The sequence below is a fragment of the Parasedimentitalea psychrophila genome (assembly GCF_030285785.1).
Taxonomy (GTDB): Bacteria; Pseudomonadota; Alphaproteobacteria; order Rhodobacterales; family Rhodobacteraceae; genus Parasedimentitalea; species Parasedimentitalea psychrophila.
In genome coordinates this window covers 94,744-109,967 of record NZ_CP127247.1, presented here as the reverse complement: position 1 = coordinate 109,967, position 15,224 = coordinate 94,744, and the positions used below count along the sequence as shown (strand labels likewise).

Below are 15,224 nucleotides of genomic sequence, written 5' to 3'. Positions count from 1 at the left end.
TGCGGCGGGGTGCCTAAGGGGCGCCGCAATTGCGACTTGTATAGGTTGGGCTTACCCGGGGCGCTGCCCCGGACCCCGAGGTATTTTTAACAAGAAGAAGAGCCCGTCAGACCAGAAGGTCAAAATCATGCATCAGCGGCAATCGCCTTGGGCGTTTTCCGGTCAGGTCAAAGATCGCGTTGGCCAGGGCTGGTGCTGCGGGCGGTGTGCCGGGTTCTCCGGCGCCGCCCAGATGCTTCTGGGTCTCCAGAACCCGCACCTCGGTCTGTGGCATTGTATGCATGCGCAACGCCTCATAATCAGGGAAATTGCCTTGCTCGACGTCTCCTCCGGCAAAGGTGATTTCGCCGAAACAAGCTGCCGACAGCCCGTAGGCCATGCCGCCGAACATCTGCGCCTTGACGGTTTCAGGGTCCAGCGCCAGCCCCATGTCGCAGGCGATCCAGGCCTTTTTGATGCGGATGCTGCCAGCCTCGTCGACCACCTCTATCACTTCGGCCACCGGGGTGCCAAAGCTGTAGCACATGGCCACTCCGCGCCCGACACCGTCCGGTGTTTGTCCGGTCCAGCCCGACATCTCTTTGACCGCTTCCAGTACACCGGCGGCTGGGGCCCATTCCTTGCGGGCAAGCGCCAGACGGAACTCCATTGGGTCACTGCCAGCTTTGTGGGCCATTTCGTCAAGGAAGCTTTCGACAAAGAAGCCGTTGAAAGAATTGCCCACCGAGCGCCAGAACCCAACCGGAATCTGCACGTCACTGAGATGGCCGCTCATGCGGAAGTTGGGGATCGCGTAGGGCGGGTTGAAGAAACCCTCGACGTGCACCTTGTCGGGACCAGCGGCCGGCAGGCCCGCAATGCGGTCCATCACCTGCGCAACCGGAGAGGCGGCGGCGACCTTGCCGTCCATCAGCACCGCGGTGCCATCCTTGACCGCGCCGCGCATGCGGGCGATGGCGCCGGGGCGATAGAAGTCATGGCGCATGTCTTCTTCGCGCGACCAGGTCAGTTGCACCGGAACGCCGGGCATCTGTTTGGCAAGACGGGTCGCCAACACGGAATAGTCGAACTCGACCCGGCGGCCATAGCCGCCGCCAAGATAGGTGGTGTGCACATCAACCTGTTCACTCTCCAGCCCGGCTTCAGCGGCGCATTTGGACTGGGTAAAGGTCGGCATCTGGTTGCCACACCAGAGGATCAGCTTGTCGCCCTCATACAGTGCGGTGGCGTTCATCGGTTCCATGGTGGCATGGGCCAGATAGGGCAACTGATACTCGGCGCTGATCTCACTGGCGCCCTCGGGGAGTTGATCCACATCGCCATCGTCGCGCATGGTCGAGTTTGGCTTGTCGTCAAAGGCCTCGGCGATGCGGGCAAAGACCTGATCTGTTTCCGGCGGGTAGGGGGCCTGCTGCCAGTCGACCTCGATGGCTTCGACCGCCTGCATCGCCAGCCAGGTGTTGCTGGCCACCACCGCGACGCCATTGCCCATGTCGACGATCTGCTCGACACCGGGCATCGACTGCGCCTCGGTGGCATCAAACCCGTTCATGCCGGCCCCCAGACGGGGGTTCATCCGCACCGAGGCAAATTTCATGCCCGGTTGGCGCACGTCGATGCCAAATTCGGCGGTGCCGGTGGATTTTTCAACCATGTCAATGCGTGGTTGGCTTTTACCCAGCAGCCGCCATTCACTCTTTGGCCGCAACTCGGCCTTTACCGGATCCAGCCCGGCCGCCTCCTCTGCCAGCTCGGAATAGCTGAGGCTGGTGCCATCGGGGGCCTGCACCCTGCCATTGGCGGTTGTCAACTGGTCGCGGTCTACGCCCAGCCTATTGGCGGCTGCCTGTTTCAGGGTCTCGCGCGCGGAGGCCCCGGCGTGGCGCATGCGGCTGTAGCCGTCTTTCATCGAGGTGGAGCCGCCGGTACCCTGTAAATTGAGAGTCTTTCCCAGGACCCCGAGCACTTCGCCCAGGGCATGCTGGAAATCACTGACGTTATAGCCGCGGTTGGGCAGAGCGTCACCGATGAAGGCGCTGTTGTAATAGGCGGCGGCGGCTGGGCCGTGCAGCACCCGCACCGCGTTGAGTTCGACGTCCAGCTCTTCTGCGATCAGTGCCGCCCAGGTGGTTTTCACCCCCTGGCCCATCTCGGCGCGCGGTGCAAACAGCGTCACTCCTTGCTGGTCGATCAGTACAAAGGGGTTCAGCGCCGCTTCGCCCTTGCCGGGTTTCAGCGGGTTGGGGGCGGGGCGGCTGACGTAATAGGCTCCAAAGGCGACGCCACCGACAATGGCGGCAGAGCCGATCAGGAAGCTGCGGCGGGCAATTTTTGCGATGCTGGCCATGGATCAGACCTCCTTCAATTTCAACGCGGCGCTATGCACCGCTGCGCGGATGCGCGGATAGGTGCCGCAGCGGCAGAGATTGCCGCGCATGGCCTCGTCTATGTCAGCGTCCGTGGGCGAGTGGTTTGAGGCCAACAGGCTGGCGGCCTGCATGATTTGGCCGGACTGGCAGTAGCCGCACTGTGCCACCTGATGGTCGACCCAGGCCTGTTGGATCAGTGCCAGGGAATCGGGGGCACCAAGGCCTTCGATGGTGGTGATGTCGCCGTCAACATCGCCCAGTGTTGTCTGGCATGACCGCACCGCGACCCCGTTGATATGCACGGTGCAGGCGCCGCAGGCGGCAACGCCGCAGCCGTATTTTGTGCCGGTCAGCCCGATGTCATCGCGCAGGACCCACAACAGGGGAACGTCGTCGGGCAGATCAACCTGATGGGATTTGCCGTTGATGCGAAGGGATGTCGACATGGGGGTATACTCTCTGCTGTGCGGATCATGACAAAATGAGCATCATGTGTCAGGATGTCAATTGACAAAATTCAGCCAAAATGGCAGAAGCGGTTTTATGATCAAAGCAAGTGACGACCCGAAGCAGCGGGCGATCCTGGAATCGGCCTGGGTGGCTTTTTCCGCATATGGGTTCCGCAAGACATCAATGGATGACATCGCCCGTGGTGCGGGCATGTCACGGCCTGCATTGTACCTGCATTATCGCAACAAAGAAGCGATCTTTGCCGGCCTGGTCGAGGCGCACTATGGGCTGGCGCTGGAGCAGGTGGCTGTTGCCCTGACTACGACAGGCAGTTTGGAAAAGCGATTGCAAGCGGCCTTTGACGCTCAGGGAGGCCCAGCGATGAAAGCGATGATGACATCACCACATGGGCTCGAGTTGTTCGAAGCCGGTATGAGTGCTGCCGGTGAGGCGATTGCAATTGGTGAAACAGCGTTGCAGGGAGTCTATGTGAGCTGGTTGAATGCCGAGGCTGAGGCCGGTCGGGTGGTGCTGCCGGGTGACGTGGGTGAAATCGCGCGGGTTTTTTGTTCGGCGATGAAGGGTGTCAAACATACATCAAAGGACTACGCCAGCTATGCTTCTGGAGTGGCGCAGTTGGCCCTGCTGTTTGGCGCGGCTCTCAGGCCAAGGTAGCCGGAAAATTAGAATTTTCCGTGCCGATTTCTTGAAGAAATCGAAGATTACCGCGCCGTTTTGCACAATTGTACTTGCTATAACTCGGTTCTCAGGTGCCACAGTTCGGGAAACAGCTCGACCGCCAGCATCCGTTTCAGATAGCTGACGCCGCCGGTGCCGCCGGTGCCGCGTTTGAAGCCGATGACACGTTCAACCGTGGTCACATGGTTGAAGCGCCAGCGGCGGAAATAATCCTCCAGATCCACCAGCTTTTCCGCCAGCTCATACAGTTCCCAGTGGCTTTCCGGATTGCGGTAGACCTCGGTCCAGGCGGCCTGAACGGCAGCGTGCGGCTGGTAGGCCTCGGGCAGGTCTCGGTTCAGCACCTCGTCGGGCAGCGAGAAGCTTTGGGATAGCGCCTTGATGGCCACGTCATACAGGGATGGCTGCGCCAGTTCAGCCTCGAGCAGTGCCACCAGATCCGGGCGATGCGCATGCGGTTTCAGCATTGCCGTATTGCGGTTGCCCAGCATGAATTCGATCTGGCGGTACTGATGTGACTGAAAGCCCGAGCTTTGCCCCAGAGCATCGCGAAAGGCGGTATAGTCCGAAGGCGTCATCGTGCGCAGCACGTCCCAGGCCGAATTCAGCTGTTCAAAGATCCGCGACACCCGGGACAGCATTTTGAAGGCCTGATGCGCTTTGCCGCCGAGCAGGCTATTGCGGGCGGCGTCCAGTTCGTGCAGCGCCAGCCGCATCCACAGTTCCGAAGTCTGGTGCTGAATGATGAACAGCATCTCGTCATGGGTGTCGGTCCAGGTTTGCTGAGCGTTCAGCAACATATCCAGCGACAAGTAATCGCCATAAGACATACGGTCTTTGAAATCCATCTCGGCGCCATCTTTGGCCGGGTCATAGGGTTGGGTCATGGGGGGCTCCCAAAGTCAGTGACATGGCAAAGCGCTTTAGCTGTTCGCCGTTAATGTCAACTATTTCCATTTTATCGACCTGCCACCCCTGACGGGCAAAGAAGGGCCGCGCCAACAGGCTGGCATGGGTCGTCATCCGCGTCAGATTTGCACTGCGCGCCCGTTCAAGGATGACGTCATAGAGAGCTTGCGCCACAGAGCGGCCCATCCAGCGGGGGCGCAGATAGGCAAAGTCGATGTAGCCCTGCGGGGTTGCGGCCATGAAACCGGCAATCTCGCCGTCAGCTTCGGCCACCCAGACATTGAGCACCGCCAGCCTGCCGGGCCATGTATCGGGCATATCTGTGTAGGGAGCCCAGGCCTGTCGTTGGGCCGGGGTATAGTGTTTTGCGGCGCCAGTATGGATCGCCTCGTAAAAGACATCGGCCAGCCCCTTGGCGTCATCACGATGATATGCCCGAATCGCGACACTCATGTCACCGCAGAGCGGATCTTGTATTCGGGGCGGTCCCAAAGCGCATTTCCCATCACATCGGCGATGATGGCAACAGCGGCGCGCACGTCTGCCTCGTCGATATACAGCGGGGTAAAGCCAAAGCGCATGATGTCTGGGGCACGGAAATCGCCGATGACACCGCGGGCGATGATCGCCTGCATAGCCGCATAGCCCTCGGGGAAGCGGAACGAGACCTGACTGCCGCGCTGGGTGCCATCACGGGGACTGGCGAGGGTCAGCATGGGGCACTGGGCCTCGACCTCGGCAATGAAAAGATCACAGAGTTCAATGGACTTGGCGCGCACCGAGCCCATGTCGACCATGTCCCAGATGTCCATTGCTGCCTCAAGCGCGGTGAGCTGCAGCACCGGCGGGGTGCCGACGCGCATCCGTTCAACGCCGACGGCTGGGCGGTAGTTGAGGTCAAAGGCAAAGGGGGCCTCGTGGCCCAGCCAGCCGGACAGGGCCGGGCGGACCTGATCGGCGTGGCGAGGGGCGACATAGATAAAGGCCGGAGCTCCAGGGCCGCCGTTGAGGTATTTGTAGCTGCACCCCACCGCAAAATCGGCGTTGCAAGCGGCCAGATCCACTGGCAGCGCGCCAGCGGAGTGGGCCAGATCCCAGACGGTGACGATGCCCTTGGCCTGCGCCTGTTCGGTCAACGCCTGCATGTCGTGAACGCGGCCGGTGCGATAATCCACCTGGGTCAACATCAGCACCGCGATGTCGTCGCTCAGATTGTCACCCACCGCCTGTGGATCGACCACCCGCAACTCATAGTCATCGCCCAGCGAGCGCAGCAGCCCGTCGGCCATATAGAGATCGGTGGGGAAGTTGCCGTTGTCGGACAGCACCACCTTGCGCGTTGGGTTCAGCTCCAGCGCCGAGGCAACAGCCTGATAGACCTTGATCGACAGGGTGTCGCCCATCACCACATGGCCTGGCTCAGCTCCGATCAGGCGGCCGATGCGATCCCCCAGATCGGTGGATTTCTGCATCCAGCCGGCCTTGTTCCAGCCGGTGATCAGCATCTCACCCCATTCGTCTTGCATCATAGTGGCAACCCGTTTGGTGGCGGCAAGGGGCAGCGGGCCCAGCGAGTTGCCGTCCAGATAGATCATGCCCTGAGGCAGGTGGAACATGGCTTTGGTGGCGGCAAAGTCGGTCATAGGGGCCTCGTTGGACAAATGGAATTCAAGGATAAAGCTCAAATTGAGTATGCGACGCGAGGCAAGCTGTCGAGCCAATTATACCCGAGATTAATCCGCTTGCCTAAAACAGACGTGGTTCTAAATGGTAAAAGGTGGAAAAGGGGATCAGCGATGTCCAATGCGTACGCATATGCCTGCCGCGATTGTGAAGGAATGGAAACCTGCCCAGCCAGCCTGGTGGCGGCCACGGAAACCGAGGTTTGGAAACTCATCGAACTGCATGCTGAATTTGCGCATGGCGAAGACCCTGCTGATTGGGACAGCGATACCCGAACCTATCTGGCCACGTTGATCACGCCGGTTGAAGTCCGGGTAAAGGTGGAGACCTGAGCGCCTTTGATTGGCTGGCTCAAGTCTGACTTGGCTCGGGAATGCCCAGATCGCGGCGTTTCTTTTTTGACAGACCCGCAGCGACCAGATCATAGGAAATCTGGATGTGTCGCCGCAACTCGGCATCAGACAGCCCCGGACTGTCATAGTGCTGCAACCATTTCATCCCGCGGGAGGCCAGATAGGGGGCAGGGCGGATGCCCGGCTGCTCTTGTAACACCTCATAGGCGATCTCACTCACCTTGAAGGTGAAAGCATCGCGCCCGTCGGCCCAGCCACAGATGGCAAAGACCTTGGGGCCGACTTTCCACACATCCGCATTGCCCCATTGCACCACATGGCTGGTGGCGGGCATGGCGGCGCAGAATGTGTTGAAGCTGGCGCGATCCATTACATTTCGCCGCCAGAAATCTGAATGGCCTGACCGTTCACCGAGCCAGAGTTTGGACCGCAGAGGAACAGTGCTGCTTCGGCGACCTCTTCGGGGGCGATCAGACGGCCATGAGGGTTGGCACCCACCATGACCTGCATCGCCTCTTTTTCACTCATGCCGGTGCGCTTCATGATGCTGGCAAGGTTCTGTGGCACAATATTGGTGTCCACATAGGCCGGGCACAGGGCGTTGAAGGTATAGGGCTTGCCCAGATGATCAGCGGCCAGAGCCTTGATCATGCCGATCATCGCGTGTTTGGAGGCCGAATAGCAGCTGGCACCCTTCAGCCCCTTTAGCCCGGCAATTGAGGAAATCGCGATAACCCGGCCCCAGTCGGTGCCGTGCATGGAGTTGAGACACTCGCGGATGGTCAGAAAACAGCCGTCGACGTTGATCGCCATCATGGTGCGCCAGAACTCCATGTCGGTTTTATGCAGGGCGCGGCCCTCGGCGATGCCGGCATTGGGCACGCAGATCTGCACCGGACCGCGGGCCTCAATCGCCTTGGCGACGCCACTGACCACCGAGTCCTCGTTTGCCACATCCATTTGCACGGCGTGCAGCCCGTTGCCCGCAACCTGCTCCAGCACCTCGGCGCGGCGCCCGGTGATGGTGACCTGCGCCCCCTGCGCCGCCAGTGCCTGGGCAATTGCCAGTCCGATACCGGTGCCGCCGCCGGTGACCAATGCGTGTTTGCCGTTTAATGTCATGTTGTAATCTCCTGTTGGCACGAGCCTAGCCAGCGTCAGAAATATGGCAAGCAGGTCGTGCCGTCACCAAACTGGCGTTTGCCTGTTTTGGCGCCGTTGTGATGCCGCCGCTGCGCAGCATGTCAGCGGACCATATCACCGGCCCAAAGAGCACCGCGCCCATGCGAAAATGGGCTGGACGGCTATCAACCAAGGGCAGCATGCCAAAGTATACGTAGGCATTTTTGTGAATATGTGCAGGATCATGCCGCAATCGGGAAGAGATTCGTCGTTTGTATCAGTTTTGGGCAATCTGTCCTTTCTGAACCCCAGAGGTCGATTGGCTCTGGACCTGTGGACTTTAGAAGGGGAAAGTGACCCGCAATGATCAAGATATTTATAAACACCCCTCAGCGGGGCGATTTTTGATGCAACGGTTGGATCTGCCACCGCTGTGGCTGTTGGGCTGCGTGCTTGGCGCCTGGGCACAGGCGAGGTTCCTTTCGTTGGGGCTGGGGTTCGGCGATGGCTGGGCTGATTTCCTGAGCGGATTGCTGATCGGCGGCGGGCTGCTGCTGACGGCGCTGGCGGTCTATGAAATGCGGCGGCAGCGCACCACCGTTCTGCCACATAAGACGCCGAGCCATCTGGTGCAGTCAGGGATCTTCAGCCGCTCGCGAAATCCGATCTATCTGGGGGACGTTCTCATTCTGGCAGGCTTCATCCTGTGGTTCGATGCGGTGCTGTCATTGCCGATGATCCCGCTGTTCACCTGGATACTGGAAAAGCGGTTCATTGTCCCGGAAGAGAACCGGATGCGGCGCGCGTTTCGTGCTGAATGGGGCCGCTACGAACAAAAGACCCGCCGCTGGGTTTAGAGATAATGCCGCGCTGCAGTCAAGAAATGCGGCGTTGCAGCGAAGTCCTTGCGCAAGTATCTTGCGTCGGGTAGGAGAATTTATTGCGATCCGTACCCGATCGGTGCGGGCACGGCCAAGCCGAGGGGGACCGATACGGTGAAGATAGGTACACCAAAAGAGATGTTTAAGGGCGAGGCGCGCGTTGCGATGACGCCGGACTCTGCACGTCAGTTGCAGAAACTGGGTTATGACTGCGCCATTGAAACCGGCGCCGGACTGGCGGCTGGTTTCTCGGATGCCAGCTATGTTGAGGCAGGTGTTGAGATCCTCAAAACTGCGGCAGCCCTGTGGAAGGTGGCGGATATCATTGCCAAGGTGCGCCAGCCCAGCGAGGTTGAGCTGAAGCGGTTGAACGGCAAGAAGACGCTGATCTCCTTTTTCAATCCCGGCGGCAACGCTGATGGGCTGGAGCTGGCCAAATCCAAGCGCGCCAATGTGATCGCGATGGAAATGGTGCCACGTATTTCGCGGGCGCAAAAAATGGACGCGCTGTCGTCGATGGCCAATATCGCCGGCTACCGCGCGGTAATCGAGGCGGGCAACAACTTTGGCCGCTTCTTTACCGGTCAGATCACGGCGGCGGGCAAGGTGCCGCCGGCACGGGTTCTGGTGGTTGGCGCTGGCGTTGCCGGGTTGGCTGCCATTGGCACTTCGACCAGCCTTGGTGCGATCACCCTGGCGTTTGATGTGCGTCCCGAAGCGGCCGAGCAGGTTGAATCGATGGGGGCCGAGTTTGTCTATCTCGACTTTGAGGAAACCCAGGCTGATGGTGCCGCCACTGGTGGCTATGCCTCAGTGTCCAGCCCAGAGTTCCGCGAGGCACAGCTGGCCAAGTTCCGCGAGTTGGCGCCGCAGGTTGACATCGTCATCACCACGGCGCTGATCCCCAACCGCGAGGCGCCTGAGCTGTGGACCGAAGATATGGTCGCGGCAATGAAGCCCGGCTCGGTCATTGTGGATCTGGCGGCGGAAAAGGGTGGCAACTGCAAGCTGACGGTGATGGACGAAAAGATCGTCACCGACAATGGCGTCACCATCATCGGCTATACCGATTTCCCCAGCCGGATGGCGTCGCAGGCCTCGACGCTTTACGCGACCAATATCCGTCACATGGTGACTGACCTGACCCCTGAAAAGGACGGCCAGATCAATCACAACATGGAAGATGACGTCATTCGCGGCGCCACGGTCACCCATCAGGGCGAGATTACCTTCCCGCCGCCGCCGCCAAAAATTCAGGCAATTGCCGCCAAGCCGAAAGAGGTGGTGCCCGAGCTGACGCCGGAGGAAAAACGTGTGGCTGAGGTCGCCGCCTTCAAAGCGGCCACCAAACAGCAGATCACTTTGCTGGCGGTTGGCGGCGGCTTGATCCTGCTGGCAGGCCTGTTTGCACCGGCCTCCTTCATGCAGCACTTCATCGTCTTTGTACTGGCCTGTTTTGTTGGTTTTCAGGTGATCTGGGGGGTGGCGCACTCGCTGCACACGCCACTGATGGCGGTGACCAATGCGATCTCGTCGATCATCATTCTGGGCGCATTGATGCAGATTGGATCAGGTTCCTTTCTCGTGATCCTGCTGGCCTCGCTGTCCATCTTCATGGCGGGGATCAACATCTTTGGCGGCTTCCTCGTAACACGGCGCATGCTTGCCATGTTCCAGAAATCTTAAGGAGGACTGGATCATGGAATTTGGCTTCACAATTGCCGCTTACGTCGTTGCGGCTGTTTTGTTCATCCTGAGCTTGGGCGGGTTGTCCGGTCAGGAAAGCGCCAAGCGGGCGGTCTGGTATGGCATCGTGGGCATGGGCCTGGCGGTGTTCGCAACGCTTGTCGGTCCTGGCTCAGGCCTGTGGCTACTGTCGCTGCTGCTGATCGCAGGCGGCGGCATGATCGGCACCTATGTGGCAAAACAGGTGCAGATGACCGAGATGCCACAGCTGGTGGCGGCGATGCATTCGCTGGTCGGCCTGGCTGCGGTCTTCGTCGGCTTCAACGCCCATATTGAGCTGGGCAATGTCCTGGCGATGTCTGCTGAGGCGCGCGAGGGTCTGGAGGGCTTTGCCGGTCTGCTGGCGCATAAGACACCTGTTGAGCAATCAATCCTGCGGGTCGAAGTGTTCCTTGGCATCTTTATCGGTGCGGTGACCTTTACCGGTTCGGTGGTTGCCTATGGCAAACTGTCGGGCAAGCTTGGCTCGGTGGCGACAAAACTGCCGGGCGGTCACATGCTGAACGCAAGTGCGGCGGCACTCTCGGTCATCTGCCTGGTCTGGTACTTCAACACCGGAGGCTTGCTGCCACTGGCGCTGATGACACTGGCGGCGCTGTTCATCGGCTATCATCTGATCATGGGCATCGGCGGCGCCGACATGCCGGTGGTGGTGTCGATGCTGAACAGCTATTCGGGCTGGGCGGCGGCGGCGATTGGCTTCTCGCTGGGCAATGACCTGCTGATCGTGGTCGGCGCACTGGTCGGCTCATCCGGTGCGATCCTGTCCTACATCATGTGCAAGGCGATGAACCGCTCGTTTGTCTCTGTGATCCTGGGCGGCTTTGGCGGCACCTCAGGCCCGCAAATGGCGGTCGAGGGCGAACAGATCGCCATCGACGCCGACGGTGTTGCAACAGCCCTGGACGAGGCCGACAGCATCGTCATCATCCCCGGTTACGGTATGGCAGTGGCACAGGCGCAGCAGAATGTGGCGGAACTGACCCGCCGCTTGCGCGCCAAGGGCAAGACTGTGCGCTTTGCCATCCACCCGGTTGCGGGGCGTCTGCCCGGCCATATGAACGTGCTGCTGGCCGAGGCCAAGGTACCCTATGACATCGTGATGGAGATGGATGAAATCAACGGCGACTTTGCAGACACCGACGTGGCCATCGTCATCGGCTCCAACGACATCGTTAACCCGGCGGCACAGGACGATCCCAACTCGCCGATCGCCGGCATGCCAGTGCTGGAATGCTGGAAAGCCAAGCAGGTGTTTGTCTCCAAGCGCGGTCAGGGCACTGGTTATTCCGGTATCGAGAACCCGCTGTTCTTCAAGGACAACACCCGCATGTTCTACGGCGATGCCAAGGCCAGCCTGGATATGCTGCTGAAATTGATCTCCTAAATCAACGGAAATCACGACCAAAAGGCGCTCCTGCGGGGGCGCCTTTTTGATATCTTCTTCTTGTTTCAAATACCTGCGGGGAGGGGCTTCAGGCCCCTGGGGCAGAGCCCCTTGACCTGGTCCTGCAAATTCTGACGAAGCTGTCTGTATACGACGGTATTCCGGTAACATGTTGAAATAATAGATTTCTTTACAGGTCTGAGGTGGCCGGATACTGTGCCGGTTCATGTCAGGAGCCCGCAATGCCACAGATACAGGACCACCCGCTGCGCTATCAGCTTGCCAACGAGCTGCACGCACGTCCCTTTCTCACCATGCAGGGGCCTTGCACGGTGGTCTATCTGACCATCAAACAGGACCATGAGGCGGAGCACCGCGATCGCAGTCAGGATCTGCGGCACCTGATTGATCTGCTGGACCGCCATGACGCGCCCCATCCCAAACCCGGGGCCACTCACCATTCAGCGCAGATCGGCCGACATCATCTGAAGTGGGAACAGCACACCGAATTCGTCAGCTATATGATCTATTCGGTCGGGGTCAGCAGCCGCGCCTTTGATCCGGTGGATTATGAGGCGTTCCCGGCAAACTGGTTGGCTGCGGCGCCGGGAAAGCGCGTTACATCCCTTGTTATCCGGGTTGAGACACGGCCCCAGGCTGACCAGATGGCCGGTGATCTGGGCGACTGGTTTGTGCCCGAAAGCCTGGCCGTCTCCGAGGTGCTGGATGGCAGTGCGGTGGTGGCGGGAGACTTCCGCATTGATCCGGCCGGCCACATGCGCTTTGCGGTCTTTGTCAGCCCTGAAACCGGAGCTCGGCGGGTGGGGCGCATTGTGCAGCGGCTCTGCGAGATCGAGACCTACCGGGCGATGTCGATGCTGGGTTTCTCGCAGTCGCGGCGGCTTGTCCCGGATATCGGCGGGCTCGACACCCACCTGTCGGAGATGATGATGCAGATGACCGGCGGCCAGATGCCTGCCGATCAGACCCTGTCGCAACTGCTGACCATTTCGGCCGAGCTGGAAACAATGGCGGCGCGGTCGGCGTTCCGGTTTGGCGCCACCGGCGCCTATGAGGCACTGGTCAACCAGCGCATTCGCCTGCTGCGCGAAGCGCGCTATGCGGGATATCAGAGCTTCGCTGACTTCATGCTGCGCCGCTATGAACCGGCGATGCGGACGGTGAAATCCACCGAGGCGCGGTTGGGTATTCTGGCGGATCGGGCGCGCCGCGCCGGTGAATTGCTGAGAACGCGGGTGGATGTGGAACGCAGTGCCCAGAATCAGGCGCTGCTGGAAAGCATGGACCGGCGTGCTGATCTGGCGCTGCGCTTGCAGACCACGGTCGAGGGCCTGTCCGTCGTCGCCATCAGCTACTACAGTGTGTCGCTCGCGGCCTATGCCGGCTATCCGCTGGCGGTGCTTCTGGGCCTCAGCAAGGGCACCCTGACCGCCATCATCACGTTACCGGTGGTGGCGCTGGTCTGGCTGGCAGTGCGGCGCATTCGAAAAAAACTTCATTGATATCTTGCGACCGCAAACCGCCTGCGGGAAACCCCATCACCGCCCCGGTTTCTTTTTGCTTCAAATACTCAAATGAAACAGCCGCCCCAATCCGGAGCGGCTGTGTTCTGTGCTGTCGTGTCAGGTCCCGGATCAGCGGCCCCGAATCCTTGGATCCAGCGCATCCCGCAGCCCGTCGCCCAGGTAGTTCACACTCAGCACCGTCAGCGAGATAGCAACACCGGGAAGCATCACCCGCTCGGGGAATTCTTCCATCCGCTGTACCGCGTCAGCCAGCATCTTGCCCCAGGTGGGGAAATCCGATGGAAAACCAACCCCGAGGAACGACAACGCGCTTTCGGTGATGATTGCCGCCGCCAGTCCCAGCGTCGCCGAGACCATGATCGGTGAGATCACATTGGGCAGCAGGTGGCGCCAGATCATCGCGCCGGGCCGGGTGCCGATGGACCGCGCAGCGACAACAAACTCGCGTTCCTTCAGCGCCAATACGTCGCCGCGCACAATCCGCGCCGTCGGCATCCAGCTGGTGATGCCGATGATGGCAACAATCAGGATGAACATACCGCCTTCGGGGCCAAAGTTGGCGTGCAAGGGTTGCCGAAACAGGGTCACGGCCACCAGCAGCAGCGGCAGGATCGGCAGCGACAGAAACAGGTCTGTCAGCCGCATCAGCGGGCCGTCCAGCTTCTTGAAATAGCCGGCAACAACCCCGATCAAGGTGCCAATGAACAGGGTCAGCAGCATTGCCGCCCAGCCCACCGCCATCGAAGTCCGCCCGCCGGCCAGCAGATTGGCTAGCCCGTCGCGGCCCAATTGGTCGGTGCCCAGCGGGTTGCCCCAGGCGGTTTTGGCATCAGCGTCGAACAAAGCATGATAGATCGGCCGGAAATCGCGGGCTCGATAGTCGATCTTTTGCGGATCCAGCGACCAGACAAAGGGCCCCAGCAGCACTGCCAGGGTGATGAAGAGCAAGAAGCCTCCTCCCAGCAACGCGCCTTTGTGCTTTTTCAGTTGGTCCCAGACGCTCAGCCATTGGCTGCGTGGCGGGGCAAGCGGGGTTTGGTTGGACAGATCAGTCATAGCGGATCCTCGGATCAAGCAGGCCGTAGAGGATATCTGCAATCAGGTTGAAGAACACGATCAGCATCGCAAAGATAAAGGTCAGCGTCTGCACGGTGGGCAGGTCATTGGCAAACAATGCGGTGATCAATTGCGAGCCGATGCCGTTCACCGAGAAGACCTGTTCGGTGATAATGGCACCGCCAAAGATGGCAGGCATGCCCAGTGCAATCACCGTGACCACCGGGATCATCGAGTTGCGCAGCACATGCACCATCACCACAACGGCTTCGCTCAGACCCTTGGCGCGGGCAGTGCGGACATAATCCTGGTTCAGATTGTCCAGCATCGCGGCGCGCATATAGCGGCTGATCTGCGCCGTGGTTTGCAGCGCCAGCACCATCACTGGCAAGATCATCTGCCTGAGCTGGTACACAAAGCTGTCCCAGTCATCGACCACATGGGTGGTGTCATAGATAAACGGGAACCAGCCCAACTGCACCGAGAAGACCACGATCAGCAGTGGCCCGGTAAAGAATGGCGGGATCGAAAAGCCGACCATAGTGATAAAGGTACCGCATTGATCGAACACTGAATATTGGCGGTAAGCCGAGTAGATGCCGATCGGCAGCGCGATCAGAATGCCGACGATATAAGCGGTGCCGACAACCCACAGGGTCTGCGGAATACGCTGAACCACGGTGTCCATCACCGGCGAGCGGGTCTGCCAGGAGATCACCCGCAGGTCGCCAACAGCATAGGTGGTGCCAAAGAAATGGTCGATCATCACCTGTGGTTCGATCCAGAAAAACTGAACCAGCCACTTCCAGAACCGGATGTGCATCGGTTGGCCAAGGCCCAGGGCCTCGCGCATTTTTTCTTTGACTTCGGGCGGGACAGTCAGTGGAACCTGCGCCATCGGATCGCCGGGGGCGAGCTCGAGCAGCAAGAAGATTACCAGACTGATGAAGAGAAGGGTCGGCACTGACATGAGCAGTCGCCGGATTGTAAAGGTCAGCATCAGGTGGGGCGCCTTTGCGAAT

At 60.1% G+C, this 15,224-nt stretch carries 15 protein-coding genes; 6 read left to right on the top strand and 9 right to left on the bottom strand.

Annotated elements, in window-relative coordinates:
• Positions 1 to 106: 106 nt before the first annotated feature.
• Together QPJ95_RS00540 and QPJ95_RS00535 are read right to left on the bottom strand one after the other, a co-directional pair.
• Complete coding sequence (locus QPJ95_RS00540; protein ID WP_270918661.1) at positions 107 to 2,347, bottom strand: xanthine dehydrogenase family protein molybdopterin-binding subunit; 2,241 nt, start codon at positions 2,345 to 2,347, stop codon at positions 107 to 109.
• Positions 2,348 to 2,350: 3 nt separating this feature from the next.
• On the bottom strand, positions 2,351 to 2,815 hold the full coding sequence (locus tag QPJ95_RS00535; protein WP_270918660.1) for a (2Fe-2S)-binding protein: 465 nt from the start codon (positions 2,813 to 2,815) through the stop codon (positions 2,351 to 2,353).
• A 97-nt stretch (positions 2,816 to 2,912) separates the two neighbouring features.
• Here QPJ95_RS00535 and QPJ95_RS00530 point away from each other — a divergent pair, with 97 nt between their 5' ends.
• The gene (locus QPJ95_RS00530; RefSeq protein WP_270918659.1) at positions 2,913 to 3,494 is read left to right on the top strand and encodes a TetR/AcrR family transcriptional regulator; all 582 of its coding nucleotides are present in this window, start codon (positions 2,913 to 2,915) and stop codon (positions 3,492 to 3,494) included.
• 77 nt (positions 3,495 to 3,571) lie between these two features.
• On the opposite strand, the gene kynA is transcribed toward QPJ95_RS00530, so the two are convergent.
• From kynA to kynU, 3 genes are read right to left on the bottom strand one after another with little or no spacing between them, the layout of a single operon-like run.
• On the bottom strand, positions 3,572 to 4,405 hold the full coding sequence (kynA, locus tag QPJ95_RS00525) for a tryptophan 2,3-dioxygenase (protein ID WP_270918658.1): 834 nt from the start codon (positions 4,403 to 4,405) through the stop codon (positions 3,572 to 3,574).
• Entirely contained in the window at positions 4,389 to 4,880 is a 492-nt protein-coding gene (locus QPJ95_RS00520) for a GNAT family N-acetyltransferase (protein WP_270918657.1), read from the bottom strand. Before QPJ95_RS00520 ends, kynA begins: the two co-directional genes overlap by 17 nt.
• On the bottom strand, positions 4,877 to 6,070 hold the full coding sequence (gene kynU / locus QPJ95_RS00515) for a kynureninase (RefSeq protein ID WP_270918656.1): 1,194 nt from the start codon (positions 6,068 to 6,070) through the stop codon (positions 4,877 to 4,879). Before kynU ends, QPJ95_RS00520 begins: the two co-directional genes overlap by 4 nt.
• 18 nt (positions 6,071 to 6,088) lie before the next feature.
• Here kynU and QPJ95_RS00510 point away from each other — a divergent pair, with 18 nt between their 5' ends.
• Positions 6,089 to 6,442 (top strand): DUF1059 domain-containing protein, encoded by a 354-nt coding sequence (locus QPJ95_RS00510; protein ID WP_270918655.1) that lies wholly within the window; start codon positions 6,089 to 6,091, stop codon positions 6,440 to 6,442.
• 19 nt (positions 6,443 to 6,461) lie between these two features.
• Here the strand turns inward: QPJ95_RS00510 and QPJ95_RS00505 are convergent, their stop codons facing one another.
• Positions 6,462 to 6,833 carry an MmcQ/YjbR family DNA-binding protein gene (locus tag QPJ95_RS00505; RefSeq protein ID WP_270918654.1) on the bottom strand — a complete coding sequence of 124 codons (372 nt, stop codon included), beginning with the start codon at positions 6,831 to 6,833 and terminating at the stop codon, positions 6,462 to 6,464.
• On the bottom strand, positions 6,833 to 7,585 hold the full coding sequence (locus tag QPJ95_RS00500; RefSeq protein WP_270918653.1) for an SDR family NAD(P)-dependent oxidoreductase: 753 nt from the start codon (positions 7,583 to 7,585) through the stop codon (positions 6,833 to 6,835). Before QPJ95_RS00500 ends, QPJ95_RS00505 begins: the two co-directional genes overlap by 1 nt.
• 407 nt (positions 7,586 to 7,992) lie before the next feature.
• Here QPJ95_RS00500 and QPJ95_RS00495 point away from each other — a divergent pair, with 407 nt between their 5' ends.
• The 4 genes from QPJ95_RS00495 to QPJ95_RS00480 all read left to right on the top strand — a co-directional run bounded on the left by QPJ95_RS00495 (position 7,993) and on the right by QPJ95_RS00480 (position 13,122).
• Positions 7,993 to 8,442: a methyltransferase family protein gene (locus tag QPJ95_RS00495; RefSeq protein WP_270918652.1), complete on the top strand. Its 450-nt coding sequence runs from the start codon at positions 7,993 to 7,995 to the stop codon at positions 8,440 to 8,442.
• 138 nt (positions 8,443 to 8,580) lie between these two features.
• Positions 8,581 to 10,152, top strand: coding sequence for a Re/Si-specific NAD(P)(+) transhydrogenase subunit alpha (locus QPJ95_RS00490; protein ID WP_270918651.1), 1,572 nt, complete (start codon positions 8,581 to 8,583; stop codon positions 10,150 to 10,152).
• A 13-nt stretch (positions 10,153 to 10,165) separates the two neighbouring features.
• A complete protein-coding gene (locus QPJ95_RS00485) occupies positions 10,166 to 11,599 on the top strand; it encodes an NAD(P)(+) transhydrogenase (Re/Si-specific) subunit beta (protein ID WP_270918650.1) in 1,434 nt (477 codons plus the stop codon).
• Positions 11,600 to 11,841: 242 nt separating this feature from the next.
• On the top strand, positions 11,842 to 13,122 hold the full coding sequence (locus QPJ95_RS00480) for a DUF3422 family protein (protein ID WP_270918649.1): 1,281 nt from the start codon (positions 11,842 to 11,844) through the stop codon (positions 13,120 to 13,122).
• A 132-nt stretch (positions 13,123 to 13,254) separates the two neighbouring features.
• On the opposite strand, the gene QPJ95_RS00475 is transcribed toward QPJ95_RS00480, so the two are convergent.
• Both QPJ95_RS00475 and QPJ95_RS00470 read right to left on the bottom strand, forming a co-directional pair.
• The gene (locus QPJ95_RS00475) at positions 13,255 to 14,202 is read right to left on the bottom strand and encodes an ABC transporter permease (protein ID WP_270918648.1); all 948 of its coding nucleotides are present in this window, start codon (positions 14,200 to 14,202) and stop codon (positions 13,255 to 13,257) included.
• Positions 14,195 to 15,202: an ABC transporter permease gene (locus QPJ95_RS00470; protein ID WP_270918647.1), complete on the bottom strand. Its 1,008-nt coding sequence runs from the start codon at positions 15,200 to 15,202 to the stop codon at positions 14,195 to 14,197. The genes QPJ95_RS00475 and QPJ95_RS00470 overlap by 8 nt, the downstream gene beginning before the upstream one ends.
• Positions 15,203 to 15,224: the final 22 nt, after the last annotated feature.